The 25,557-nt window shown below is 48.0% G+C and carries 23 protein-coding genes; 14 read left to right on the top strand and 9 right to left on the bottom strand.

Going from position 1 to position 25,557, the window contains the following annotated elements:
• Window positions 1-17 precede the first annotated feature (17 nt).
• Window positions 18-179 (top strand): hypothetical protein, encoded by a 162-nt coding sequence (locus MHM94_RS06530; protein ID WP_022946748.1) that lies wholly within the window; start codon window positions 18-20, stop codon window positions 177-179.
• Window positions 180-231: 52 nt separating this feature from the next.
• Here the strand turns inward: MHM94_RS06530 and MHM94_RS06525 are convergent, their stop codons facing one another.
• The 4 genes from MHM94_RS06525 to map form a co-directional block, all read right to left on the bottom strand.
• Window positions 232-1,281 carry an LD-carboxypeptidase gene (locus MHM94_RS06525; RefSeq protein ID WP_235418839.1) on the bottom strand — a complete coding sequence of 350 codons (1,050 nt, stop codon included), beginning with the start codon at window positions 1,279-1,281 and terminating at the stop codon, window positions 232-234.
• 122 nt (window positions 1,282-1,403) lie between these two features.
• Window positions 1,404-2,228, bottom strand: coding sequence for a 2,3,4,5-tetrahydropyridine-2,6-dicarboxylate N-succinyltransferase (gene dapD / locus MHM94_RS06520; RefSeq protein ID WP_026111377.1), 825 nt, complete (start codon window positions 2,226-2,228; stop codon window positions 1,404-1,406).
• 22 nt (window positions 2,229-2,250) lie between these two features.
• A complete protein-coding gene (gene glnD / locus MHM94_RS06515) occupies window positions 2,251-4,881 on the bottom strand; it encodes a [protein-PII] uridylyltransferase (RefSeq protein WP_022946751.1) in 2,631 nt (876 codons plus the stop codon).
• An 18-nt stretch (window positions 4,882-4,899) separates the two neighbouring features.
• Window positions 4,900-5,688: a type I methionyl aminopeptidase gene (gene map, locus MHM94_RS06510; protein ID WP_022946752.1), complete on the bottom strand. Its 789-nt coding sequence runs from the start codon at window positions 5,686-5,688 to the stop codon at window positions 4,900-4,902.
• A 304-nt stretch (window positions 5,689-5,992) separates the two neighbouring features.
• Here map and rpsB point away from each other — a divergent pair, with 304 nt between their 5' ends.
• The 13 genes from rpsB to lpxA all read left to right on the top strand — a co-directional run bounded on the left by rpsB (window position 5,993) and on the right by lpxA (window position 18,992).
• Window positions 5,993-6,721 carry a 30S ribosomal protein S2 gene (rpsB, locus tag MHM94_RS06505; RefSeq protein WP_022946753.1) on the top strand — a complete coding sequence of 243 codons (729 nt, stop codon included), beginning with the start codon at window positions 5,993-5,995 and terminating at the stop codon, window positions 6,719-6,721.
• 111 nt (window positions 6,722-6,832) lie between these two features.
• Window positions 6,833-7,684 carry a translation elongation factor Ts gene (gene tsf, locus MHM94_RS06500; RefSeq protein WP_022946754.1) on the top strand — a complete coding sequence of 284 codons (852 nt, stop codon included), beginning with the start codon at window positions 6,833-6,835 and terminating at the stop codon, window positions 7,682-7,684.
• Between the two features lie 211 nt (window positions 7,685-7,895).
• The gene (gene pyrH, locus MHM94_RS06495; protein ID WP_026111378.1) at window positions 7,896-8,642 is read left to right on the top strand and encodes a UMP kinase; all 747 of its coding nucleotides are present in this window, start codon (window positions 7,896-7,898) and stop codon (window positions 8,640-8,642) included.
• Between the two features lie 13 nt (window positions 8,643-8,655).
• Window positions 8,656-9,213 (top strand): ribosome recycling factor, encoded by a 558-nt coding sequence (gene frr, locus MHM94_RS06490; RefSeq protein WP_022946756.1) that lies wholly within the window; start codon window positions 8,656-8,658, stop codon window positions 9,211-9,213.
• 81 nt (window positions 9,214-9,294) lie between these two features.
• Window positions 9,295-10,080, top strand: coding sequence for a polyprenyl diphosphate synthase (uppS, locus tag MHM94_RS06485; protein ID WP_235418840.1), 786 nt, complete (start codon window positions 9,295-9,297; stop codon window positions 10,078-10,080).
• A 16-nt stretch (window positions 10,081-10,096) separates the two neighbouring features.
• The gene (locus tag MHM94_RS06480; RefSeq protein WP_022946758.1) at window positions 10,097-10,963 is read left to right on the top strand and encodes a phosphatidate cytidylyltransferase; all 867 of its coding nucleotides are present in this window, start codon (window positions 10,097-10,099) and stop codon (window positions 10,961-10,963) included.
• Window positions 10,960-12,165 (top strand): 1-deoxy-D-xylulose-5-phosphate reductoisomerase, encoded by a 1,206-nt coding sequence (gene ispC, locus MHM94_RS06475; RefSeq protein ID WP_235418841.1) that lies wholly within the window; start codon window positions 10,960-10,962, stop codon window positions 12,163-12,165. Before MHM94_RS06480 ends, ispC begins: the two co-directional genes overlap by 4 nt.
• Complete coding sequence (gene rseP, locus MHM94_RS06470; protein WP_022946760.1) at window positions 12,158-13,510, top strand: sigma E protease regulator RseP; 1,353 nt, start codon at window positions 12,158-12,160, stop codon at window positions 13,508-13,510. The genes ispC and rseP overlap by 8 nt, the downstream gene beginning before the upstream one ends.
• Window positions 13,511-13,712: 202 nt before the next feature.
• A complete protein-coding gene (gene bamA / locus MHM94_RS06465; protein ID WP_235418842.1) occupies window positions 13,713-16,184 on the top strand; it encodes an outer membrane protein assembly factor BamA in 2,472 nt (823 codons plus the stop codon).
• Between the two features lie 17 nt (window positions 16,185-16,201).
• A complete protein-coding gene (locus MHM94_RS06460) occupies window positions 16,202-16,720 on the top strand; it encodes an OmpH family outer membrane protein (RefSeq protein WP_235418843.1) in 519 nt (172 codons plus the stop codon).
• Complete coding sequence (gene lpxD / locus MHM94_RS06455) at window positions 16,720-17,745, top strand: UDP-3-O-(3-hydroxymyristoyl)glucosamine N-acyltransferase (protein ID WP_172972741.1); 1,026 nt, start codon at window positions 16,720-16,722, stop codon at window positions 17,743-17,745. Before MHM94_RS06460 ends, lpxD begins: the two co-directional genes overlap by 1 nt.
• Before the next feature lie 21 nt (window positions 17,746-17,766).
• On the top strand, window positions 17,767-18,219 hold the full coding sequence (gene fabZ / locus MHM94_RS06450; protein WP_022946765.1) for a 3-hydroxyacyl-ACP dehydratase FabZ: 453 nt from the start codon (window positions 17,767-17,769) through the stop codon (window positions 18,217-18,219).
• Window positions 18,220-18,221: 2 nt separating this feature from the next.
• Window positions 18,222-18,992 (top strand): acyl-ACP--UDP-N-acetylglucosamine O-acyltransferase, encoded by a 771-nt coding sequence (gene lpxA / locus MHM94_RS06445; RefSeq protein ID WP_022946766.1) that lies wholly within the window; start codon window positions 18,222-18,224, stop codon window positions 18,990-18,992.
• Window positions 18,993-19,047: 55 nt separating this feature from the next.
• Here the strand turns inward: lpxA and cydC are convergent, their stop codons facing one another.
• Genes cydC through MHM94_RS06420 form a run of 5 tightly spaced genes read right to left on the bottom strand, consistent with a single transcriptional unit; the run spans window position 19,048 to window position 25,368 of the window.
• Window positions 19,048-20,760, bottom strand: a complete 1,713-nt coding sequence (cydC, locus tag MHM94_RS06440; protein ID WP_235418844.1) for a thiol reductant ABC exporter subunit CydC — start codon at window positions 20,758-20,760, stop codon at window positions 19,048-19,050.
• Entirely contained in the window at window positions 20,753-22,519 is a 1,767-nt protein-coding gene (gene cydD / locus MHM94_RS06435) for a thiol reductant ABC exporter subunit CydD (protein WP_235418845.1), read from the bottom strand. The genes cydC and cydD overlap by 8 nt, the downstream gene beginning before the upstream one ends.
• Before the next feature lie 3 nt (window positions 22,520-22,522).
• Window positions 22,523-22,648, bottom strand: a complete 126-nt coding sequence (gene cydX / locus MHM94_RS06430; protein WP_022946769.1) for a cytochrome bd-I oxidase subunit CydX — start codon at window positions 22,646-22,648, stop codon at window positions 22,523-22,525.
• A 9-nt stretch (window positions 22,649-22,657) separates the two neighbouring features.
• A complete protein-coding gene (gene cydB, locus MHM94_RS06425; RefSeq protein ID WP_268837923.1) occupies window positions 22,658-23,797 on the bottom strand; it encodes a cytochrome d ubiquinol oxidase subunit II in 1,140 nt (379 codons plus the stop codon).
• Entirely contained in the window at window positions 23,794-25,368 is a 1,575-nt protein-coding gene (locus MHM94_RS06420; RefSeq protein WP_022946771.1) for a cytochrome ubiquinol oxidase subunit I, read from the bottom strand. The genes cydB and MHM94_RS06420 overlap by 4 nt, the downstream gene beginning before the upstream one ends.
• Between the last annotated feature and the right edge of the window lie 189 nt (window positions 25,369-25,557).

Genomic DNA, 25,557 nt, shown 5'->3' with positions numbered 1-25,557 from the left:
CTCGATTCGATTATTATATGCGCCGTTTTATCGTGCTTAAAGAGGTAATGAAGATGGCGCAAAAAGGTGATTTTAAAGACCCTTTCAACTTTAAATATTTCGTCGCGTTTATCGCTGTATTTGCTGGCATTGGTTGCTTAAATGCCATTCTAGGTTGGGCCACATCTTTGGCCGCCTAATCACAGTACATACAAAGAAATTGAAGCCCCGTGTTATTCGGGGCTTTTTAGTTTAACTAAACACCTCTTCTAAAACACGGATACTGCCTTGGTCCGCGTCAAGCTTAACTTGGGCACCTACAGGTAAAATAAATTGTCTCTCAATATGGCCTATCATGGCTCCGTGATAGGCTGGAATGTTCAGCGGGGCAATGTAATCAGCCAAGACTTGCTCAAGTGTTAACGACCCATACCCACTGCCAGGCTGGCATTGGTTGCAATCACCAAACACGAAGCCGTTAATCTTATCCAATGCGCCCATGAGCTTGAGTGTACTCATCATTCGGTCAATGCGATAAGGCGCTTCATCAATATCCTCTAAAAATAAAATCGCGCCCTCAAAATTGGGTAAATAGTCACTGCCCGCAAGCGCCGACAGTACGGATAAATTACCGCCGATAAGGTGTCCTTGCGATTGTCCTGAGGTAATGGTTTGGGTGAGGTAGTGACGATTAACAAGCTCATCATCAGCTTTGTCTAAATTTTGGTAGAGCACTCGCTCGCGGTGAACAAATAATTGTTTAAATTGGTGTACATTAAAGGGATTCCACTGGCTTGTGGCGTTGGGACCGTGGAAGCTGATCAACCCAGTTTTAGCAAGCAGGGCGTTATGCAGTGCAGTGATATCAGAGTAGCCCAGTAAGGGCTTAGGGTTAGCCTTGATAATCTGGTAGTCGAGCAGTGGCAAAATGCGTGCAGCGCCAGAGCCGCCGCGCAAGCATACGATGGCATCAACATTGGGGTCGGCAAAAAAGCCGTTAAGGTCGTCAGCGCGCTGTTGATCTAGACCCGCTAAATGCCCACGCCGCGCCATGATATGGGGGCTGAGCTTGACGCGATAACCCAGTGCTTTGATTAACTGCTGCGCTAATATGATGTCTTTATGTTCAGCTGTGGCTGCTGAGGGGCTAGCTATACCTATGGTTGCATCAGTAGGCAAGGCTTTAGGTTTCAGTGTCGCTAAGGTGCTTTGCTGTGGCACACCAATCGCTTGGGCCGCAGGAGCGAGTAGCGCACCGGCACCGAGCACAGTACAGCTTTTCAGGAAGTGACGTTTATTCATGGTATTGCCTCATCGTTTACCCTATAGGTAACGTAATGAAGCAATTATTTCAAATAAAAAAGTTGGCAGGAATAAAATAGTTTTAAGGCAGCCCTCAAAGTGATCTGAAGGCTGCTTTACAGTTACTCTACACCACGAAGTAGGGCGTTGACGCCAACTTTCTCGCGTGTCTGTTGGTCCACCTTCTTGACAATAACGGCGGCATACAGGCTATGGCTGCCATCTTTGCTAGGAATGGACCCAGGCACCACAACGGCTCCGGCTGGTACGCGACCGTAATGAATTTGCCCGGTTTCACGGTCAAAGATACGCGTGCTTTGCGAGATGTACACACCCATAGAAATGACCGCGCCTTGCTCGACAATAACGCCCTCAACAATTTCAGAGCGCGCACCGATAAAGCAGTCATCTTCAATGATAGTCGGGTTAGCCTGCAGTGGTTCGAGCACGCCGCCGATACCGACGCCCCCGGAAAGGTGCACGTTTTTACCAATTTGCGCGCATGAGCCCACTGTGGCCCATGTATCGACCATGGTACCGTCATCGACATAAGCACCAATATTAGTGTAAGAAGGCATCAGAACGACGTTCTTACCAATATAGCTGCCTTTGCGTGCAACTGCGTTGGGCACTACACGCATGCCTTCACGTTGAAATTGCTCGCTGCTGTAGTCGCTAAATTTTAGTGGCACCTTATCGTAGAACTGATTAACGCCATCGCTAATAGGCTGGTTGTCACGGATCCGAAAAGACAACAGCACCGCTTTTTTAAGCCATTGGTGCACCACCCACTCACCCGAGAGCTTTTCAGCCACCCGAGCATCACCTTTATCCAAACGCTCCAATACCGTATCTATCGCGTTTTTTACATCAGCATCAACCGTACTTGGGCTAATCGCGTCACGGTTTTCCCACGCGTTTTCAATAAGGGTTTTTAAATCTGCCATGGTGTCCTCATTAGTGAGCCGATTAAGCGGTGGTCGCTTCATTATCGGCATTTAGTTTTTTCCGAAGTGCCTGATGGATTTTAACTTGTTCTTCATCCGTCAGAGCTTGGTAATCATTATTTGAGACGACAAAAAAGTCTTCTGCGCGCTCACCCACAGTGGTAATGCGAGCGGCGTGTATGTGTAAGCGATGGCGCTGAAAAACCTGTGCTATTTTTGTTAACAGGCCAGGAATATCCACCGCTTGTATCTCAATTAAACTGCGGTCTTTGCGCGCGTGCGGCCGCAATACAATTTTTGGTTTAATATTAAAGTCTTTAAAACGCTGCGAACGATTTTTCTTGATCCGGATCTTCTTCTTCGGATCCTGCATTATTTGCTCAAGGGCACGGCGCATGCCGTTGCCGCGACTTTTACTCAACGGCTCGCCATTCACCTCAAGAACAACAAAACTGAAAATGACATAGCCATCTTTGGTGGTCATTACTTGAGCGTGCTGAATTTGTGCTTTTTTAGAGCCAATGACGCTAACTAAACGCGCAAATAAACCGCCGGTATAAGGGCTATAGGCAAAAACCTGAGTGCCGCCATGCATCGCACAATCGGAAACGGTGACACTCGGTGCGGATAAGTCCTGTGCATTGAGTAAGTGTTCACAGTGCCAAGAGATTTGCTGTTCACTAAAGGCGGTGAAATAATTGGCTTTAAAGCGGCTCCAAAGCAAGTCGATGTGGCTCTCATCATACCCTAGATTGATTAACCGCTGCTTAGCTTGCTGCTTCTTATCACGAATTTGGTCGCGCATATCCATGGGGTTTTCTAGCCCTAAGCGCAATGCCCGCTGAGTATGCAAATACAGCTCGCGCAGCAGGGTGTTTTTCCAATCATTCCACAGGTTATCGTTGGTGGCACGAATATCGGCCACAGTTAAGCAATAGAGGTAGTCCAGCTGGCGCTCATTTTTTACCTTAGAAGCGAACTCATTGATCACATCCGGGTCGTTAATATCCTTGCGCTGCGCCGTGACTGACATTAATAAGTGGTTTTCCACCAACCAAGCAATCAATTTGCCGTCGGATGTAGGTAGGCGGTGCAGCTTGGCGAATGCAAGTGCATCGACTGCTCCGAGTTCGGAGTGATCGCCGCCGCGACCTTTGGCAATATCGTGAAAAATAGCCGCAAGATATAACAGTTCCGGCTTATCCATGCGGGTGACAATCTCACTGCACAAGGGGAAGTCGCTGACCTTGGATTTATCACTGTACTGATAGATGTTGTTAATCAGCTTATGAGTATGCTCATCGACGGTGTAAGCGTGAAATAAGTCGAACTGCATTTGTCCGAAAATATTACGCCACTGGGGTAGATACGCAGCAATGATGCCGTGTTTGTGCATTAAGGTGAACGCGCGGCCCATGCCGTTGGGGTGTTTTATTAGGCGTAAAAATGCATCGCGACAGGCGGCATAATCTTGCAAGTCACCAAGTAGACGCCGACGGACTTGGCGCATAGTGCGAATGGTGCTGGGGTAAATATGAGTGATTTGCGGGTTACTGGCGATGTGCTCGAACAGCACCAACAGTTGATCGCGGCGGAAAAACACGGAAGGGTTTTTAACGCGAATTTGATGACCAATGCGCTCAAAGCTGCGGTCCAATTCAACCACCGGTAAATCCCGATGATCCGGTAAAATGGATTGCTCAAAATACGACAGTAGCATTTGGTTGAGTTCACGGACCCGACTCATAATCCGAAATAAGCGCTTCATCATACGCTCGACCGAGGCTTTACCATCACTACCAAAGCCAAGTATTTCTGCGGCATGGGGCTGGTAGTCGAACAACAAACGGTTCTCGCTGCGCTCGGCGGCCAAATGCAGAGCAAAACGAATATTCCACAAGTTTTCTAAGCACTCGAGCAGCTCTTGGTACTCCTCATGGGTGAGGTAACCATGGTTGATGAGCTCTTCTAAGGTTTCGGCATGAAAGTGTTTTTTCGCCACCCAAATGATGGTTTGTAAATCACGCAGACCGCCCGGATTTTCTTTGATGTTCGGCTCGAGATTGTAGGCGGTGCCATGGCACTTTCGGTGTCGCAGGTCTTGCTCTTGGCGCTTTGCAATAAAAAACTCGTCAGAGCGCCACACCGGGGTTTGTAAAATATGCTGTTTGAGCTTTTCAAACTCGATATGGTTACCAAAAATAAGGCGGCTTTCCAGTAAGCTTGTGGAAAAACTGACATCTTCACGCTTTTGCTCAATCACTTGCTCTATGGTGCGTACACTGTGGCCAATTTCCAAATTCAGATCCCACAGCAGGGTCACAAACTGGCCTATTTTTTCACGCAGCTCGGCGTTGGGCTCTTCGCTAACCAGCAACAGAAAGTCGATATCGGAGTAGGGGTGTAGTTCTCCTCGGCCGTAGCCGCCTACGGCAACCAAAGCCAGCTCAGGCTCATGGGCAAGGTTGCAGCAGTGAAACAGCTTGATCAATAAGCGGTCGATATATTCCGCGCGCGCACGGATGAGTGACCCTACCGGTTGTTTATCAAATTGGTTGCCCAGCCACTTATAAAAGTATTGGCTACAGGCCTTATATTCTTCCAACTCGTCAGCCTGCTCAAGCAGGTCTTTTAATTTATTCGGTAAGGCCACAGGTTTGCCCCTTTTTAATTAGCTGTGTTCAATCACGCGAGGAAGCTCTTCATCGCTGCGTAGGGTTAGTACTTCTACGCCATTGTCGGTCACCAACAAAGTGTGCTCCCATTGTGCTGATAGGCTACGGTCTTTAGTGATCACCGTCCACTCGTCTTTGAGCAGCTTACATTGGCGTTTGCCAGCATTGACCATGGGCTCAATGGTTAAGCACATACCGGCTTTGAGAGTCTCACCGGTGCCTGGGCGACCATAGTGCATGACTTGCGGCTCTTCGTGAAACTCTTTACCGATACCGTGGCCACAGTATTCGCGCACAATCGAGTAGCTAAAGCCTTCTGCGTATTTTTGAATGGCGGCACCGATATCGCCTAAACGCACGCCAGGCTTCACCATTTTTATGGCCAGATACAAGCTCTGTTGGGTAATCTCACACAGGCGCTTACCTTGAATAGTTGGCTGGCCTACATGAAACATTTTTGAGGTATCGCCGTGGTAACCATCTTTAATCACGGTGACATCGATATTAATGATATCGCCTTCTTTTAATGGTTTATCATTGGGGATGCCATGACAAATAACATGATTAACCGAAGTACAAATTGATTTTGGGAAACCATGATAATTTAACGGAGCCGGAATAGCCCCTTGCTCGTCAACAATGTAGTTATGGCATAGGGTGTTGAGCTCATCAGTGGTCACCCCAGGCTTGACATGTGGGCCTATCATTTCCAATACGTCTGCGGCCAAACGGCCGGCTACGCGCATTTTTTCGATTTCTTCCGGGGTTTTGATCACTGCAGTCATTGATGCTCCAATTGTGTTCTTTAAATAAGTTAAGTGCGCACAAATAGTGCACAAAAGATTGAGTCTTCACGGCCAATATGGTATAAAGCGCGCCGTCTTTTTACAAATTAAAATCACTTGCTTGTTGTTGGTGTTCACCTATAACAGTGAAGTGCTTTATCTGTAACGAAGACACATAACCATTTAATATTAACACACACACATATCGACACATACACTTGGGTGCATCGCGGAATAACTTCCAAGGTGTTGGTGCTATGGGATATGTGGAGGCCTAACCCTAAACATTAGAGGAAAAAATACCATGGCAAACGTTTCAATGCGCGATATGCTTAAGGCGGGTGTACACTTCGGTCACCAAGCTCGTTACTGGAATCCAAAGATGAAGCCGTTCATCTTCGGTGCTCGCAACAAAGTTCATATCATCAACCTTGAGCAAACTGTACCTATGTTTAACGACGCGTTGACTTACCTGTCAAACGTAGCGTCTAACAAAGGCAAAATCCTTTTCGTTGGTACTAAGCGCGCTGCAAGCGAAGCAGTAAAAGAAGCGGCAGTTAAATGTGACCAGTTCTACGTAAATCACCGTTGGTTAGGTGGTATGTTGACTAACTGGAAAACTGTTCGCCAGTCAATCAAGCGTCTTAAAGATCTTGAGACTCAAAGCCAAGACGGCACGTTTGAGAAGCTAACTAAGAAAGAAGCGTTAATGCTTACTCGTGAAATGGCTAAGCTTGAAAAAGGCCTTGGCGGTATCAAAAATATGGGCGGTCTTCCTGACGCGCTTTTCATTATTGATGCAGACCACGAACACATCGCGATTAAAGAAGCAAACAACCTGGGCATCCCAGTAGTATCTATCGTTGATACTAACTCTAACCCAGACGGTGTTGACTACGTTGTTCCTGGTAACGACGATGCAATCCGTGCGATCCAGCTTTACACTAATGCAGTTGCTGATGCAGTTGTTGAAGGTCGTGAAAGCAACATCGCAGTGCAAGCTGAAAAAGACGATTTCGTTGCCGCTGAGTAATTGCAACTCGCTTGTCATCAAGTCTTCATCCTAGTGCGATGAAGACTTGATATTCTTATTTCAAAGTGACCTTGGTCACTTGCTCTAACACATTGATTTGAGGAAATTCCCATGGCTGTAACTGCTGCCCTAGTAAAAGAATTACGCGAGCGCACTGGCGCTGGCATGATGGATTGTAAAAAAGCATTGACTGAAACCAACGGTGACATCGATGCAGCAATCGAAAACATGCGTAAAAACGGTCAAGCGAAAGCTGCTAAAAAAGCAGGTAACATCGCTGCCGAAGGTACTATCATCATCAAAGAAGCTGATGGTGTTGCTGCGCTTGTTGAAGTTAACTGTCAAACAGACTTCGTTGCTAAAGACGACAGCTTCCTAGGTTTCGCTAACACAGTAGCGGACGCTGCAATTGCTGAAAAACTAAGCATTGAAGAGCTTCAAGCTAAGTTCGAAGAAGACCGCGTAGCGCTAGTTGCTAAAATCGGTGAAAACATGAACATCCGTCGTGTTGAGTACATCGAAGGTGCAAACCTAGCTTCTTACCGTCACGGCGAGCGCATCGGTGTTGTTGTTGCCGGTGATGCAGACGCAGAAACGCTTAAGCACGTTGCTATGCACGTTGCTGCTTCTAAGCCTGACTACGTTAACCCTGAAGACGTACCAGCGGACGTAGTTGAAAAAGAAAAAGCAGTACAAGTTGAGATCGCGATGAACGAAGGCAAGCCTGCTGAAATCGCTGAAAAAATGGTTACTGGCCGTATGAAGAAATTCACCGGTGAGATCTCACTAACTGGTCAAGCTTTCATCATGGAACCAAAGCAAACTGTTGGTGAAATGCTTAAAGAGCGTGGCGGTTCTGTTGCAACCTTCAAGCGCCTAGAAGTGGGTGAAGGTATCGAGAAGAAAGAAGAAGACTTCGCTGCAGAAGTTGCGGCTCAAGTAGCTGCTGCAAAAGGCGAGTAATCGCTTAGGTTGGAATTTAACCATGTTGTGTTGGCAATATAAGCAACTTGTTCAAGGCTTCGCGGGTAGCGGGTTTATCCCTCTATTTACGGGGTTGAAGCGATGATTTGCTTTTGCGTCAGACAGCAAAATTAATTAGAATAACCGCGCTCTTATGTACTCACATAGGCGCGGTTATTTTTTATCTCAATTCGTTATTGGCCAGGAAAATATGAATATTAATCGCAAACCTATTTTTAGACGTGTTCTTCTCAAGCTCAGTGGTGAAGCACTGATGGGAGATGAAGGCTTTGGTATAGACCCGAAAGTCTTAGATCGTATGGCTCAAGAAATTAAAGAGCTGGTAGAACTCGACGTAGAAGTGGGTTTGGTGATCGGTGGTGGTAACTTTTTACGCGGTGGCTCGTTAGCAGAGGCGGGTATGAACCGTGTTGTTGGTGACCACATGGGGATGCTGGCCACAGTGATGAATGGCTTAGCGATGCGTGATGCACTTCACCGTGCATTTGTAAATGCTCGCCTCATGTCGGCGATTCCTTTAAACGGTGTATGTGACGCGTATAACTGGGCAGAAGCTATCAGCCTGTTGAAGTCTGGCCGTGTCGTTATCTTCTCGGCGGGCACAGGTAATCCTTTCTTTACCACAGACTCAGCAGCCTGTTTACGTGGCATTGAAATTGAAGCAGATACCGTGATTAAAGCCACTAAAGTGGACGGGGTATTCAGTGATGATCCAGTGAAAAACCCAGATGCCACGCTTTATCGCCATCTTGCCTATAATGAAATTATTGAAAAAGAGTTGAAGGTGATGGACTTAGCGGCATTTACTTTGGCCCGCGACCACAAAATGCCTATCAGCGTCTTTAATATGAATAAACCTGGCGCGCTTAAGCGCGTGATCATGGGTGAAGAAGAGGGAACTTTAATTTCCTCAGAAGCCTCAAGCGAGACAAAATAAGTAGGATACTAGCGTGATAAACGATATTAAAAAAAGTGCGCAAGAGCGCATGCAAAAAAGTGTCGCTGCTCTAGGCAGCCAACTATCTAAAATCCGTACCGGTCGTGCTCACCCAGCATTACTTGACGGCATTACTGTCTCTTATTACGGCGCCGATACTCCGCTTAACCAAGTGGCTAACGTAACAGTTGAAGATTCACGTACATTGGCTATCAGCGTATTTGACAAATCGTTAGCGCAGGCAGTAGAAAAGGCGATCATGACTTCTGATTTGGGCCTTAACCCAGCTGCAGCTGGCACGGTTATTCGGGTACCACTTCCTCCGCTTACGGAAGAGCGTCGTAAAGACCTTATCAAGGTCGTGCGTGGTGAAGTAGAGAGCGGCCGCGTAGCTGTGCGTAATATCCGTCGTGACGCGAACAGTGAAATTAAAGCCTTGCTAAAAGACAAAGATATTTCTGAAGATGAAGCGCACCAAAGCGAAGATGAAATTCAGAAGCTAACAGATAAGTACATCAAAGAAATGGACGCGCAACTAAGCGCTAAAGAAGAAGAATTGATGGAAATCTAACGCCCAATTTATGGGCATATTGCTCATAAATTGCCATTAGGCTTGTAACGCCGTCTAGGGTATACTAGGCGGCGTTTTTTTGTGGATAATGTGAGTTTTATGGCTTTAGACGCACAGCAAATAGCACAACAATCGCTACCTAAACATGTCGCGATTATCATGGATGGCAATGGCCGCTGGGCACAGGCGCAAGGGCGTCCTCGTGTGTACGGACATAAGAAGGGTGTTGATGCGGTTAAAGGTGCAGTGAAATTTTGCTCTAAGCTAGGTATCGAGTCGTTGACTCTGTTTGCCTTTAGCAGCGAGAACTGGCGTCGTCCTGAGGAAGAGGTCAGCACGCTCATGGAGCTATTCATGATGGTACTGGGCCGCGAAGTTAAAAAACTCCATAAAAATAACGTTAAATTATCCATAATTGGCGACATGAGTCGCTTTTCTAACAAGTTACAAGAAAAAATAGCTGCAGCTGAGTCACTAACTGCTGAAAACACCGGGTTACGCTTAAATATCGCCGCCAATTACGGGGGCCGATGGGATATAGGGTATGCCGCACAACAGTTAGCGAAGCAAGTACAAGCAGGCGAATTATCAGCGGATGACATTGACGAGCATTCGTTGGCAAAGCATATTAGTCTTAATGAACAAAGTGAGCTGGATTTATTGATCCGCACTGGTGGTGATTTACGCATCAGCAATTTTTTACTTTGGCAGGCGGCCTATGCTGAGCTTTATTTTACGCCGACGTTGTGGCCAGACTTTAACGAGTCGGCTTTTGCTGACGCGATCGCTTGCTACGTATCGCGAGAGCGCCGGTTTGGATGTACTGGTGAACAAATAAAACAACTACTCTGTACAGCTCAGCCCTAAGTTGAAGGTATAACATTTGCTAAAACAACGAATTTTAACGTCTTTGGTGTTAGCGCCACTGGCCTTGGTGCTGGTATTTTTAACACCGTTAGACTGGTTTAGTTATTGTGCAGGCGCAATCGTCTTACTAGGCGCCTATGAATGGTCTGCACTAATGGGTATTTGTAAGCGTGTACAGCGCCTAGGCTATGTTGCCTTGGTCGGCGTATTGGTGGCATTGATGCAGTGGCATTGGCCAGTCGATAGTTTATGGCAGCAAGGCCAATTGCTGGCAGATGCCAATTATGTGTTCACCTTATCCTTCGCCTGGTGGTTAGTGGCCACCATCTTGGTCATTCGTTATCCTAGATTCAGCGATGCTTGGTCACAAGGCCTGGTAATGCGCGGTGTGGCCGGGCTGTTGACTTTGGCTCCATTGTGGCTGGCATTAAACGTATTGCGCAGTGCCAATTACACCGACTCCAGCCAATTTGGCTCATTTCTTATTCTTGCCGTGCTCGGCATCGTATGGAGCGCGGACATTGGCGCCTATTTTTGCGGTAAAAACTTTGGTAAACACAAGCTGATGCCTAAAGTGAGCCCAAACAAAACAATTGAAGGCTTCGTCGGTGGTCTCGCAAGTGCTGCTCTTTTTGTCGTGGGATTTTGCTATTTCAATGGCATCGACCCCAGCTTATGGCTTATCTACGGCGCTATGGCGGTGATTGTGGCGGCGTTTTCAGCCATTGGCGACTTACTTGAGAGTATGTTTAAACGCGAAGCAGGTATGAAAGACAGCGGTAAATGTCTCCCTGGCCATGGCGGCATTCTTGACCGTATAGACAGCCTAACGGCAGCCGCGCCTATTTTTGTGGTGTTCTACGCATGGACCATGACACTATGAGCAAAAAGTGGGTCACTGTATTAGGCTCCACCGGCTCAATTGGGCAAAGTACACTGGATGTTGTTAGCCGTAACAGCGAGCGTTATGGCGTCTTCGCCCTTGTCGCTGGCAGCAATGTGACGCAAATGGTTGCGGATTGCCAGCGCGTTAATCCAAAGTTTGCTTGCCTTAGTGACGATGTCGCCAATCAGGCGCTCACAGCAGAGCTCAATCGCTTGAAACTGCCCACTAAGGTGATTGATTACCGAACAGACCTCGCTATGGCCTGCCAAGACAGCGAGGTCGATATGGTGATGTCCGCTATTGTCGGAGCCGCTGGGCTATTACCAACACTGTATGCTATGGAAGCTGGCAAAATTGTGTTGTTAGCGAATAAAGAGTCCTTGGTGATGTCGGGGCAGCTGTTTATCGACAAAGTAAAAGCGCATGGGGCGACGCTATTGCCGATTGATAGCGAGCACAATGCTATTTTCCAAAGCATGCCCTCTGGGATTCAAGGGCACAGCGATCAATGCTTGCACCACCATGGGGTGAGCAAAATTTTATTAACCGGCTCGGGTGGCCCTTTTCGTGAACGGCCATTATCGACCTTTGACGATATTACTGTTGCCGAAGCCGTTGCCCACCCAAATTGGTCTATGGGGCAAAAGATTTCTGTAGATTCCGCCACCATGATGAATAAAGGGCTTGAATTTATTGAGGCAAAATGGCTCTTCAACGCAGAGGTCGACGATATTGAGGTGGTTATCCACCCGCAAAGTATGATTCACTCCATGGTGCAGTACGTCGATGGCTCAGTGCTTGCGCAAATGGGACAACCCGATATGCGTACACCTATCGCTCATGCCATGGCTTATCCCGAGCGCATTGATGCCGGCGTAGCACCGCTAAACTTTAGCCAAATGAAAGACTTTAGCTTTCACGCTCCTGACTTTACCCGCTACCCCAACTTAAAACTGGCGATGGATGCATGTCGTGTGGGGCAAAATGCCACCACCACCATTAATGCTGCCAATGAAGAGGCCGTGGCGGCGTTTTTACGCGGTCAGATCCGTTTTCCTGATATCTACAGTATTAATGCTGATACTTTATCAGCGCTGACGCTTACGTATGATGCCAGCCTCGACGGCGTGTTAGCTTGTGATGCGGATGCACGAAAAACAGCGCAGCAATTAATTACAAAGAGGGCGGTTGATGTTTGAATTTGTGTGGCACCTAGGCTCGTTTATTCTCGCTCTGGGCATTTTGGTTACCGTTCATGAATATGGCCACTTTTGGGTGGCGCGCAAAGCGGGCGTTAAAGTTCTCCGCTTTTCTATTGGCTTTGGCAAGCCACTGGTACGCTGGCATGATAAATATGGTACCGAATATGTATTGGCAATGATCCCTCTGGGCGGTTACGTGAAAATGCTTGATGAACGAGTGGATGACGTACCGCAAGAACAAAAGCATTTATCCTTCAATAGCAAATCGGTGTATTGGCGTATTGCTATTGTCAGTGCCGGCCCACTGGCCAACTTCCTATTTGCAATCTTTGCGTTGTCGTTGATGTATGTCATCGGTGTGCAGTCAGTCAAGCCCATCGTCGGTGATGTGACAGAGCAAAGCCGCGCTGAAGCGGCGGGTCTGCAGGCGGGCGAACAATTGCTGACTATTGATGGCAAACAAACTCAAGATTGGCAAGAAGTCACACTGGCATTGATGCAGCACCTAGGAGATGACGAGGTGAATGTCAAAGTGCAAGCTGAGTCTGGTTCTCAGGCAGTGCGCACCTTAAATTTACAAGGCTGGACGCTGCAGCAGCGCGATGAGTCGCCACTGACGTCGATAGGTATCAAGCCTTACCGACCCGATGCAACGCTGACGCTTGCGATGGTTGCTCCGGACTCGCCCGCACACAGTGCAGGACTCAAAGAGGGCGATGTGTTGGTCAGTGTTGAGGGTGAGCTTATCAAAAGTTGGCAGGCCCTGGTCAATCGTATTGAGCGCTCAGCAGGGCAAGCATTGAACTTTTATGTTATGCGCGGTGCCCAAGGCCTTGATGTGACCATTACCCCAGCTAACAAGCCTACTGAAGATGGCTTCTCTCGAGGTTACTTGGGAGTGGTGCCGGTAGTTGAGCCTTGGCCAGAAGAGGCCATTTCAACACGCAGCTACAACGTGATTGATGCAGCTGGCCTGGGCGTGGCAAAAACATGGCAAATGATTAGCCTGAGCTTTGAGATGATAGCGAATTTAGTCACCGGGCAAGTATCAATCAAAAATATCAGTGGCCCGGTGGGCATTGCAGTCGGGGCTGGAACTAGCGTAAGCTACGGCTTCGTTGCCTTTTTGAGCTTTTTAGCGTTAATCAGCGTCAGCCTAGGGGTATTTAATTTGCTCCCCTTGCCGGTGTTAGATGGCGGGCATTTAATGTATTACGTAATTGAACTAATTCGTAAAAAGCCAGTCTCTGAAAAGACACAAGAAATTGGCTTTCGCATCGGTGCCATGTTGTTGTTAGCGCTTACCGCGTTTGCATTACTGAACGACATAGCAAGATTGTAAATAGGTACACCATCCGCTTAACGCGTTAACTGCGTGTTTTTTGAGCGTGATGTATAAAGAAACAGCTGTGTAAGCCAAACAGCAATGATAAGATGGCAGCCAATGATGCAGCCAACGGCCTACTCACCCAGCCAGCCGTGCGCAAAACGGGAATGAGGGTGAGCTGGGTGAAGACACTGTAGTAAAGGACAAAGATAATAAAATGGCTATAAAAAAACATTTGGCAGTTACGAGTTTATTAGGGGCAAGCTTTGCAGCCCTAGGCCAAGAATCCTTTATCGTAGAAGATTTAAAAGTAGAAGGGTTGCAGCGTGTTGCACTCGGTGCAGCGCTGACACATATTCCAATTAACGTTGGCGATCAGGTAGACACCTACACTGTGTCAAAAACCATCAAGTCGCTTTACAAGTCTGGTCACTTCGATGATATCGAAGCGTATCGTGATGGTGAACGCATCGTGTTCAAAGTGACCGAGCGACCCACGATCAGCTCTATCGAATTCGATGGCAACAAAGATATTAAAGACGAGCAGCTTAGTGAGAGCTTGAATCAACAAAATATCCGCCAAGGCGAGCCACTCGACAGAACCGTGCTTGATAGTGTTGAGAAGGGGCTAATCGACTTCTTCCACAGTATTGGTAAGTACAACGCCAAAATCGACCTTGAAATCACTCGCCTACCGCGTAACCGGGTTCGTTTAAAGTTAAACTTCGATGAAGGTGATGCCGCTTCAATTCGCCAGATTAATATCGTCGGTAACGAGTTATTCCCTGATGAAGAACTACTGAACCTCGCAGAGTCTAAGCAAGATTTGCCTTGGTACATGTTCATGTCGTCGGATCGCTACCAAAAGCAAACCATTGAAGGGGACTTGGAGAAAATCCGCAGTTATTACCTCGACCGTGGTTACCTGCGCTTTAATATTGACTCAACCCAAGTATCAGTGAGCCCCGAGCGTGAATCAGTCTATGTCACTGCGAACGTCACCGAGGGTGAGCAGTACATGGTCAAAGGCTTTGATTTCATCGGCGACTTGTTAGGCCGTGAAGAGTTAATTAAAAGCGTTATCCCGCTCAAAACAGGTGAGTTGTATAATGGCTCGGTGGTGACGTCTTCAGAAGAATTCATTAAGAGCTTTTTAGCCCGTTTTGGATATGCCAATGCTGAAGTGCGTACCATCCCTGAAATCGACGATGAAAATAAAGAGGTGCAATTAACCTTGTCAGTTGACCCTGGCAAACGTGTTTATGTGCGCCGTATCGATATTTCTGGTAACCAAAACACCGCTGACGAAGTATTGCGCCGGGAAATGACGCAGCTTGAAGGTGCGTGGTTATCAAACCAAAACCTAGAGCGCTCAAAGCTGCAAATTCAGCGTCTTCCTTACATGGAAAGTGTTGAATTTGATGTTACCCCGGTGCCCGGTACTGATGATGAAGTCGATGTTGATTTCACCGTAAAAGAGCAGTCAGCAGGTAGCTTTACCGCCGGTCTGGCTTATGGTTCTTATTACGGCCTGCAATTTAACATTGGTGTCAGTGAGTCAAACTTCCTAGGGTCAGGCAACCAGGTGTCGTTTAATATCAACACCTCGCGCGGCTCTGAAAGTGTGAGCTTGTCCTACACCGACCCATATTTCACTCCAGATGGGGTATCTCAGGGTTCAAGCATTTTCTATCGTAACTACGATGCCAGTGAGTTCAGCTTGATTGACTATAAGTCAAAGAGTTATGGCCTTGGTACCAATATTGGCTTCCCAATTAATGCCAATAACCGAGTTAATTTCGGTATTCGTTGGATTGAAGAAGAGCTTTCAGACTTAGCCGAATACGAGCAAACTCGAGTATTGCGTGAGACCTTCTTAGACCCTGAAAATCCGGATGCGGGTTTTGAGTTCACTAAATTTGAGCTCTCAACCGGTTGGTCACGGGTGACCGTGAACCGAGGGTTATTCCCAACAGCGGGCTCACGTCAGTCGCTTAACTTGACGGCAACCACGCCGAACTCTGACCTTAACTACTACAAAGTGAACTATAACTCGCGTTTTTACTGGCCTATCAGTAATGACCATCGCTGGGTATTCTCAACCCGTGCAGCGCTAGGCTATGGTAATGGTTATGGCTCTACCAACGGCTTTGACCAAGTATTACCAGTGCAAGAATTCTTCCGAATCACGGAACAAGAGCTTCGTGGATTCGATAGAAACACCATCTTACCGCGCGCAGTGGTAAGAGCACCTCAGAACATTCCTGGCACCACCTTGCCAGATGGCACGCCAGCTGGCAGTATCGGTGGGGCAGAAGAGTTCGACACCTTGCGCCTTGCTGGGCGTATTGGTGGTAACGCCAAGGCCGTGGCTGGTATGGAAATGATTGTGCCAACGCCATTCTTGGACGAGGAAAATACCAGTTCCGTACGTACCAGCTTCTTTGTTGATGCAGCTAACGTATGGGATACTGAGTTTAACGTAGATCGTTATCAAAATTTACAACCTGATGAACGTGCTCGCTTAGATGACTATTCAGATCCGTCACGCTTTAGGGTGTCGACAGGTCTATCCATTCAGTGGATTTCACCTATGGGGCCGATGTTAATTAGTTTTGCGTATCCGTTGAAAGAACAAGAAGATGATGATACCAAGACCATTAGCTTTAACATCAGTAATACTTTCTAATTCTTAAGGAGTTTTTTGTGAAAAAATTATTTAAAAGTACGGCTATGGCGGTACTCGCTGCACTAACAATGGGTACTTCAATGAGCGTTTTGGCGCACAAAGTGGGCATTGTTGATATGCAAACAATCTATGCGCAAGTACCGCAAACTGCAGCCATTGAGAAGACCCTGCAAAGCGAATTTGCTGAGCGTCGTCAGGAGCTAGAAAAGCTACAAGGTGACATCCGCTTTGAAACTGAGAAGTTCCAGCGTGAAGGCACGGTGATGAGCGATGAGCAGAAGCAAGAGCTGCGCGCGAAGATCCAAGGTATGCAAAAGCAACTAATGGAGAAAGGTCGCCCGCTTGAGCAAGAGATCAAGCGTCGCCAAAACCAAGAGCTAGGCAAATTGCAGCAAACTATCGTTGCAGCGATTCAAGAAGTAGCCAAAGAAGGCGACTTTGACGAAGTTAAAGTGAAAGATGGCACTATCTACTTCAACCCAAGTGAAGTGACCGACCTATCTGAAGACGTTATCGACGCTGTTAGTAAGAAGTAATAATGACAACAACACTAGCGAACATTGCTCAGCACTTAGGTGCTGAGCTAGTTGGTGACCAGGGCCTGCAGATTGACGGTATTCAAACACTGGAAAAAGCAGGCCCTAAACATATCAGTTTCCTCGCCAATAAAAAGTACCGTAGTGCGCTGAACACCACCCAAGCTGGTGCGGTGATCCTCAGTGCGGATGATGCCGAGCATTATGATGGCAACAAGGTTATCTGTGCCGATCCTTATGTCGCCTATGCCAAGTTAGCACAGCTATTAGACACTACGCCGGCAGCAGCACAGGGGGTGCACCCCAGTGCGGTGATAAGCAGTGAAGCAACAGTCAGTGAGAGCGCCAACATTGGCCCTTTCGTGGTTGTTGAAGCCGGTGCTCACATTGGCGAACATGCTCAAATAGGCAGTCATTGCTTTATAGGTGCTAATGCGCGTATTGGCGCAGGTACTAAGTTATGGAATAACGTCACTGTTTACCACGAAGTGAATATAGGCGCGCAGTGCTTGATTCAAGCGAATACCGTGGTGGGTGCCGATGGTTTTGGCTATGCCAACGAACAAGGGCAATGGGTTAAGATCCCGCAGCTTGGATCTGTTATAATCGGCGACCGTGTTGAGATTGGTGCCAGCACCACCATCGACCGAGGTGCCATTGACGACACCCTTATCCACGACAATGTGATTATCGACAACCAATGCCAGATAGCACATAACGTTGAGATTTGTGAAGGGACCGCTATCGCTGGTTGTACCGTGGTTGCAGGCAGTACTAAAATTGGCCGTTATTGCCAAATTGGTGGCCTAAGCGCCATTACCGGTCACGTGGAAATTTGCGACAAAGTGGTGCTAACCGGCATGAATATGGTTACCAGTGGCATTAATGAGCCTGGTATTTATTCATCTGGTGTTCCGCATAGCAAAAACAAAGAGTGGCGCCGCACCATCGCGCACTTACGAAATATTGGTGACATGCACAAGCGTATCAAGTCCATTGAAGCGCAGCTGAAGTCGCAAGAGTAAATTAGTTTTAAGGAAAATAAGTTGGCTAATCAGTTAAATAGCTTTGATATTCAAGAAATATTAAGCCTGCTACCCCATCGTTACCCTATGCTGCTCGTTGATCGTGTTATTGATTACACGCCCGGTGAGCGTTTGCATGCGATTAAGAATGTGACCGTGAATGAACCGATTTTTACCGGCCACTTTCCCGATCAGCCCATATTCCCCGGGGTGATGATTCTCGAGGCCCTAGCCCAAGCAACTGGTTTACTCGGCTTTAAAACCACGGAAAATCGCGGTGACAATGAGCTATACTTGTTTGCAGCTATTGATAACGCACGCTTTAAGCACCCAGTAGGGCCAGGCGATACCATGCATTTGCATGTTGAGTTTTTAAAAGAGCGTCGCAATTTATGGAAGTTTTATGGCGAAGCACGCGTCGACGATAAAGTCGTGTGCAGCGCAGAATTGATGTGTGCTAGAAGAGAGTTTTAATCGTGATTCATCCGACCGCAATTATCGAACCGGGCGCAAAGCTTGCCGACGATGTGCAAGTAGGTCCATACAGCTACATCGGCAATGATGTAGAAATCGGTGCAGGGACAATTATTGAGTCGCATGTGGTAGTTAAAGGGCCATCTACTTTAGGTCAAAACAACCACATCTATCAATTCGCATCGGTTGGCGAGGCCTGCCAAGATAAAAAGTACAAGGATGAACCAACGCAGCTGATTATTGGTGACAACAATGTGATCCGCGAATGTGCCACTATCCACCGTGGTACCATTCAGGACCAGGGTATTACCAAAATTGGTAGCAACAACTTATTTATGGCTTATACCCATGTTGCTCACGATGCCGTGATTGGTGATAACGTTATTTTTGCCAACAATGCCAGTGTGGCGGGGCATGTACACATCGGCAATTGGGTTATTTTGGCTGGCAACTCGGGTGTACACCAGTTTTGTAAAGTAGGCGATCATGCCTTTATCGGTATGTACTCTGGGGTGAACCAAGATGTACCGCCGTATGTTACCACCATTGGCACGCCGGCACGCCCTGTGGCAATTAATACTGAAGGACTCAAGCGTCGTGGTTTTGAGTCTGATGAGATTATGGCCCTTCGCCGTGCGTACAAAACCTTGTTCCGTAAAGGTTTAAAAGCCGATGAAGCCGTGGCCCAATTAACTGAAGATGCGCAGCAATTTCCAGCCATTCAGCCAATGATTGACCTCGTTCAACAGTCTGAACGCGGTATCATTCGCTAGACTCGATATTTTGAGTGAATAATAAAAAGCGCCTTGAGGGCGCTTTTTTTGTGGCTTAGTTAATCACACTGGTTAGGCGGACATAATCACGGTGCTTTTGCAGTTGCTGATGTGTGCCCGTGGCCCTAACACGGCCCTGCTCGAGCCAAACCACCTGGTCCATACGGTTTAACAGCGTGCTTTCATGGGTCACGGTGATCACGGTACGAGTGTTAAACAGTGCCATTAAGGCGTCAATAACCAGCTCTTGGTTGCGGTTATCCAGTCCGCGTGTGGGCTCGTCGAGTAACAGCACGCGTGGGTCGCGTAATAATTGCTGGGCAATGTACAAACGTCGCGCTTCGCCTCCAGATAGAGTCCGCCCGCCAGTGCCCACAAGCGTATCGAGCTGATGCTCCGTTGTCGCGACAAAATCCTTCAGCTGCGCTTGAGCAAGTGCCTGCCAAAGTTGCTGCTCGTTGGCATCGTCTTTCGCCAACAGCAAATTGTTCTTAATACTACTACTGAACACATGGCATTGTTGCGACAACATACCCAAGTGCTGGTAAAGCCAATGCGTGTTAAGACTCGAAAGCGGGCGAGAAAAACACTCTAGGCTGCCGGAGCTCGGCTGCAGCTGGGCACTGAGTAATGCCAGCAGGGTAGACTTGCCAGCACCGCTGGCACCAACGATAGCCACTTTTTCGCCTTGCTTAATGGTGAAGCTGATATCCGTTATGCCGTTACTGCTATCGGGGTAGGTGTAATTAACTGCGTCCAGGGAGTATACCTCTTGGCTAGTGAGCTCGCCTATCTCCTTAGCTTGACTGTGCTTGGGCTGTGTCACCAATTTGCGTAAGCGCTCGCTGCTAGCCAATGTCAGTTCGAGTTTAAGCATGGCATCAGGGAGTGTTAGTACAATTTCAAATCCCCCGAGTACCAGTAACATCAACATCGCCAGGTTGACGTTAACCATAGCGCCACTGGTGACCATGGGGATCATGACGATAAGCACGAAAATAATGGTCAGTTGGCTAACAAATAATGACAGTCCTTGATGACGCGCATACCAATTTTGTGAGCGTTGTTGCTCTTTGGCTAGGGCGTGTTGGGCATGATCGATGTGCTCCCAGTAACGCTCACAGGCGCCGGCCAGTTGTAGCTCTTTTAACCCTCGGGTCGCTTCCACCAAGCGCTCATTAAGTTGTGTGTGAGCCGCTTGGGTGTCGGTGCCAATGCTCTTTAAGTTGCGGCTCAACCACCAGGGTAACAGTACGCCGCACAGCAGCAGTGCACTGACGCTGACCACCATCAACATTATGCTATACAGGCTTAATACCCAAGCGAACAAAGGCAGCGCAACAAGGGCAAGTAAAATCGGTAGCAGCACACCAATGTAAAACTCATCAAGGCGCTCAACATCGTCTTGCAATTGCGATAGCTGTTGGCCAATACTGGTGAATTGTTGCAAGGGCACTTTAGTGAGCGCTGCAAACACGCTCACTCGCAAGGTTTTGAGCACCAAAAACGTGGTGTTGTGATTGACCAAGCGTTGACCGTAACCACTGGCGGTGCGCACCACCGCCAAAAAACGAATAATGCCCGCTGGGGTAAAATAGTTCATGGTGATCCCTTGCAGTCCGGCACTGGCCATGGCTGCAAGAAACCAACCGGAGATCGCCAGCAAAGTAACATTCGCTATTAAGGCGCACAGCGCCAGTGTCAAGCCAATGACTGCCCACTTTAGATGGGGGCGCAATAACGATAACAAAAACTGCCAATTAGCCATGATCGACCGCCGCTCCTTGGAGTAAGTGGTTGAGTGCTGAATGAGGTTGCTGTATCAACTGTGAGTAATTACCTTGCTCAGCGATACGGCCTTGCTCCATGACCACCACCTGCTGTGCATCGCTGATGGTATGCAAACGATGGGCAATAACGATAATTAAGCAGTGTTTACTGAGCTGCTCTAAGCACCGCTGCACATGCGCCTCACTGTGCTTATCAAGGGCCGCTGTGGGCTCATCTAAAAACAGCACTTCGGGTTTGCCTAACAGTGCACGGGCCAAAGCTAGGCGCTGTATTTGTCCTCCGGATAACCCTTTACCGAGCTCGCCTATGGGCGTGTCGTAGCCTTGCGTGAGGGTCATAATGTAATCATCCAGGGCAACGTCTTTACAGACCGCGCGAATGGCACCCAGTGGTGCGTCTGGTTGCGCCAAGGCGACATTTTCGGCGATGCTGCCACTAAAGAGTGTCGGCGATTGGGCAACCCAAGTGATGCGCTGTTGATATTGCTGGATGTCTAAAGTGCTTAAGGCGTGGTCGTTTATTTTAATGGCTCCGGCGACACTGGGTTTTAGGCCCATCAAGCAATCCAGTAATGTGGACTTGCCGCTGCCGCTTGCGCCGACAATGGCATGCATGCCGGGGCCGCAGAACTTAAGCGATAGCTGCTGTAAGGTGTCGTGCTGGGCGTCGTCAAAGCGCCAGCACAGATTCTCGGTGCTCACTGTATGGATAGGGATATGGTTCGCTAATTGCTCACCTTTAATAGTGTCGGTGTCTGCTTTTTGTAGCAGCGACAGCATTGAGCTGGCACTGGCTAAGCCTTTGAGCTTGGCATGGTAGTGCTGACCTAACTGGCGCAGCGGCAGATAAAACTCCGGCGCCAACAACAGCACCACAAAACCGGTGGCAAAATCTAACGAGCCAAAGTAAAGGCGAAAGCCAATAATCACAGCCACTAAGGCGATACTGATGGTCGCCAAAAATTCCAGTGCTAAGGTGGATATAAAGGCAATGCGCAGCACCGAGAGGGTGGTGATGCGAAATTTATCGGCCATCAGCGCGACATTTTCAATTTGCTGGCGCTCGTTATTGAATAGCTTCAGCTGCACTAAGCCTTGTAGGCGGTCCATAAAATAATGGCCAAGACGCTGGAGCTGCTGCCAGTTTTGCTCATTGAGCGCCTCGGCTTTATAACCGATTAAAATCATGAAAAAAGGAATGAGTGGCGCCGTAACAAGAAAGATTAACCCAGATTGCCAGTCGATAGGAAACACCACCGCGATAATAGCGAGAGGGATAAAGCCCGCGTAAGCGACAGCGGGAATGTATTTGGCGAAGTAATCGTGCAGTGATTCCACGCCTTGGTTAAGGGTGTTGACCAGCTGCGCTGGGCTGTGTTCAAGCTGACCTTGGCGCTGTTTTGCGACTATGGCTTGCCAAAGTGCATGGCGCATTTGCTGTTTTAGGGCGATGGCGCAGCGCTCACTGACATAGCGACTAACGCCACTGCACAGCGCTCGCAGTACCACTATACCAGCCAGTATGGCTAACTGGGTGTGCTGTTGCGCTAAGTGCTCATCTGCAAACATCACCGCATGGCAAATGTGTGCTAATAAGTAACAGCTCACTATCATCAGTAAGGCATTGACGATACCTAAGGAAATGCTTATCAGCATCGCGCCATTTTGTGAACGTGAAAAGTTTTTTAAAAAAACGCGCAGCTGGTTTTGCTGCGCGCGGTTGGGGCGGGGGGTCATGTATTAATCATGCTCCTTGTGATCGTCGGCCACACAATCATTGTGCTGGCCCATTTCATACCACATGACGTTGATCACGCCGAAGGCAACAGCGAATAATACCCCTAAAATCCACGTAAAATACCACATAGTGCCTCCTTAATAGCTGCCATGGGTGTTGTTTTCAATCTCTTCACTGCTTACTCGGCGCCACATCTTCACATAACACCAAGTGGTGTAAGACAGTACTATAGGGAGCAGTATAGCGACCACAATAAACATGATATTCAAAGTCATGTGGCTGGAAACGGCGTCCCAAATGGTTAAGCTCATATTGGCGTCATGGCTGGAAGGCATAATGAAGGGGAACAGGGATGCGCCAAAGGTCATAATAATGCCTAACAACATGATGCTCGAACAGATGAAGCCAAAACCAGGTCTACCCGTAAGTGAGCACACCAACGCCAACAGACCTCCGGCAAACGCCAAGATTGGGAAGGCGAGGGTCCAACTGCGTTCGCTGTAATTGTTCAACCATAGACCGGTCGCAGTGGTCACTGTTTTTGCTAATGGGTCGGCATGGGCATTGGTATCGGCCATAGTGACAATCTGCATGCCGTCGATTTGCGTCAGCCACGCACCGGCCAAGGCAAAGCCAGCGAGGGCGACAACCAGCGCGATGCGACCGAAACGGGCGCTACGTGAAGCTACGGGCTCAGCGGTGCGCATTTGTAACCATACGCCACCGTGGCCAACCAGCATGGCTACACTGATCACACCGCATAGCAGTGCAAAAGGATTCAACAGCCCAAAGAAGGAGCCGTGATAGCTCACACGCATGAGATTGTCGATATGAATAGGTACCCCTTGCAACAAGTTACCAAAGGCCACCCCGAAAATCAGTGCTGGAATGAAACTGCCGCAGAAAAGCGCCCAATCCCAGCGGTTACGCCATGTGGGGTTATCCAGTTTGGAGCGATAGTCAAAGGCCAAGGGGCGGAAAAACAGCGCAAACAACACCAGCATCATGGCAAAGTAGAAGCCTGAAAAGGCAGCGGCATACACCATTGGCCAAGCGGCAAATAGTGCACCGCCTGCGGTAATAAGCCAGACTTGATTACCGTCCCAGTGTGCACCTACGGTGTTAATCACTACTCGGCGCTCGACATCCTGTTTGGCAACGAAAGGTAACAAGGTGGCAGCGCCCATATCCATGCCGTCAGTAATGGCAAAGCCAATGAGCAATGCGCCAATAAGCACCCACCAGATAAGTTTTAGCGTTTCATAATCAAATATCATGATTTGCTCTCCTGTAGTTGCTGTTGACGCTCGAAGTAATACTTACCTGTATGCAGTGAGCTTGGCCCCTGCTTAATAAAGTGCAACATTAACCAGATTTCGATAATGGCCAATATGGTGTAAAAGGTAATAAAGCCAATTAAGGAGATAAGCACATCATTAAAGGTCAGACTCGAGGTGGCCATAAAGGTCGGTAATACCTCGGAAATAGCCCAAGGCTGGCGGCCATACTCAGCCACAAACCACCCTGTTTCAATGGCAATCCAGGGCAGTGGTATGGCAAATAACGCCGCTTTGAGTAGCCAACGTTTTTGCTCGATTTGGCGTTTAGCATTGTAATAAAACGCGGCGGCAAAGATCAGCAGCATCACCATGCCACAGGCAACCATAATACGAAATGCCCAAAACAGTGGCCCAACTTGTGGGATAGAGTCTTGCACCGCTTTTTGGATTTGCGCTTCATCGGCGTTATACACGTCATCCAAATAACGCTTTAATAGTAAGCCGTAGCCTAAATCGTCTTTGTACTGATTGAATTGACGAATATTTTCTGGTGTTTCCTCGCCATTACGCAGCTTTTCCAAGTAGCGATAAGCCACCATACCACTGCGGATACGTTGCTCATGGTTTTGTTGCAACTCTTTAATGCCGGTGACTTCCTCATCCAGCGAGCGGGTAGCGATAATGCCCATAACATAGGGGATTTTCACCGCCGCATGGGTTTGTTGTGTTTCAGAGTCTGGAAAACCAAATAACGTGAAAGCGGCTGGGGCAGGCTCGGTTTCCCACTCCGCTTCAATCGCCGCGAGTTTCACTTTTTGCACCTCGCCGACCTCGTAGCCGGACTCATCACCGAGCAGAATCACGCACAATACCGAGGCTAAACCAAAACTACAGGCAACCGAAAACGAGCGTTTAGCAAAAGCAACATCACGGCCGCGAAGAATATAAAAGGCACTGATCCCAAGCACAAACATAGAGGCGGCAACATAGCCGGCAGAGACGGTATGAATAAACTTAACCTGTGCCACCGGGTTAAACACCAATTCGGCAAAGCTTTGCATTTCCATACGCATGGTCAGGTAGTTAAACTCTGAACCCACAGGGTTTTGCATCCAGCCATTGGCGACTAAAATCCATAGTGCAGAGAGGTTGGTGCCCACCGCCATAAAGAAGGTCACCCCCAAGTGCTGCACTTTACTGAGCCGATCCCAGCCTAGAAAGAACATGCCGACCAAGGTGGACTCTAAGAAAAATGCCATTAGCCCTTCAATGGCAAGGGGCGCACCGAAGATATCACCAACGTAATGAGAATAATAAGACCAGTTGGTACCAAACTCGAACTCCATAGTCAGTCCGGTGGCCACCCCTAAGGCGAAGTTGATACCAAATAACTTCCCCCAGAATTTCGTCATATCACGGTAAATTTCGCGTCCTGTCATTACATAGACAGACTCCATTATCACCAAAATCCATGTCATCCCTAGCGTGAGCGGCACGAACAAAAAGTGATAGAAGGCAGTGATTGCAAATTGTAGACGGGAGATGTCTACAAAGGATTCATCTATCATGGAACACCCCTTAATGTAAGCTTGTTTAAAGTTTCAGTAATTACTGAAACTTTCGTTAGTATCCAGACTACTGCTTACGAAGTCAACACAATATTAGCAACATCTAATTTAAAAGAAAGGCACACTGGAAAAATATCAACCAGCTCATCAAGCTAGGCCGTAGAAGGATTGTGCATTTAATAGCAACGA

Source organism: Pseudoalteromonas sp. CNAT2-18.1 (assembly GCF_022347865.1).
Taxonomy (GTDB): Bacteria; Pseudomonadota; Gammaproteobacteria; order Enterobacterales; family Alteromonadaceae; genus Pseudoalteromonas; species Pseudoalteromonas ruthenica.
This window is presented reverse-complemented; position numbering and strand designations above follow the sequence as displayed.

Excerpts from the sequence above, each read along its gene's own strand:
- rseP (WP_022946760.1), top strand. The coding sequence starts at position 12,158 with ATGTTTGAATTTGTGTGGCACCTAGGCTCGTTTATTCTCGCTCTGGGC.
- tsf (WP_022946754.1), top strand. The coding sequence starts at position 6,833 with ATGGCTGTAACTGCTGCCCTAGTAAAAGAATTACGCGAGCGCACTGGC.
- dapD (WP_026111377.1), bottom strand. The coding sequence starts at position 2,228 with ATGGCAGATTTAAAAACCCTTATTGAAAACGCGTGGGAAAACCGTGAC.
- MHM94_RS06420 (WP_022946771.1), bottom strand. The coding sequence starts at position 25,368 with ATGATAGATGAATCCTTTGTAGACATCTCCCGTCTACAATTTGCAATC.
- rpsB (WP_022946753.1), top strand. The coding sequence starts at position 5,993 with ATGGCAAACGTTTCAATGCGCGATATGCTTAAGGCGGGTGTACACTTC.
- MHM94_RS06530 (WP_022946748.1), top strand. The coding sequence starts at position 18 with ATGCGCCGTTTTATCGTGCTTAAAGAGGTAATGAAGATGGCGCAAAAA.
- cydC (WP_235418844.1), bottom strand. The coding sequence starts at position 20,760 with ATGGCTAATTGGCAGTTTTTGTTATCGTTATTGCGCCCCCATCTAAAG.
- MHM94_RS06525 (WP_235418839.1), bottom strand. The coding sequence starts at position 1,281 with ATGAATAAACGTCACTTCCTGAAAAGCTGTACTGTGCTCGGTGCCGGT.
- bamA (WP_235418842.1), top strand. The coding sequence starts at position 13,713 with ATGGCTATAAAAAAACATTTGGCAGTTACGAGTTTATTAGGGGCAAGC.
- cydX (WP_022946769.1), bottom strand. The coding sequence starts at position 22,648 with ATGTGGTATTTTACGTGGATTTTAGGGGTATTATTCGCTGTTGCCTTC.
- ispC (WP_235418841.1), top strand. The coding sequence starts at position 10,960 with ATGAGCAAAAAGTGGGTCACTGTATTAGGCTCCACCGGCTCAATTGGG.
- cydB (WP_268837923.1), bottom strand. The coding sequence starts at position 23,797 with ATGATATTTGATTATGAAACGCTAAAACTTATCTGGTGGGTGCTTATT.
- pyrH (WP_026111378.1), top strand. The coding sequence starts at position 7,896 with ATGAATATTAATCGCAAACCTATTTTTAGACGTGTTCTTCTCAAGCTC.
- map (WP_022946752.1), bottom strand. The coding sequence starts at position 5,688 with ATGACTGCAGTGATCAAAACCCCGGAAGAAATCGAAAAAATGCGCGTA.
- cydD (WP_235418845.1), bottom strand. The coding sequence starts at position 22,519 with ATGACCCCCCGCCCCAACCGCGCGCAGCAAAACCAGCTGCGCGTTTTT.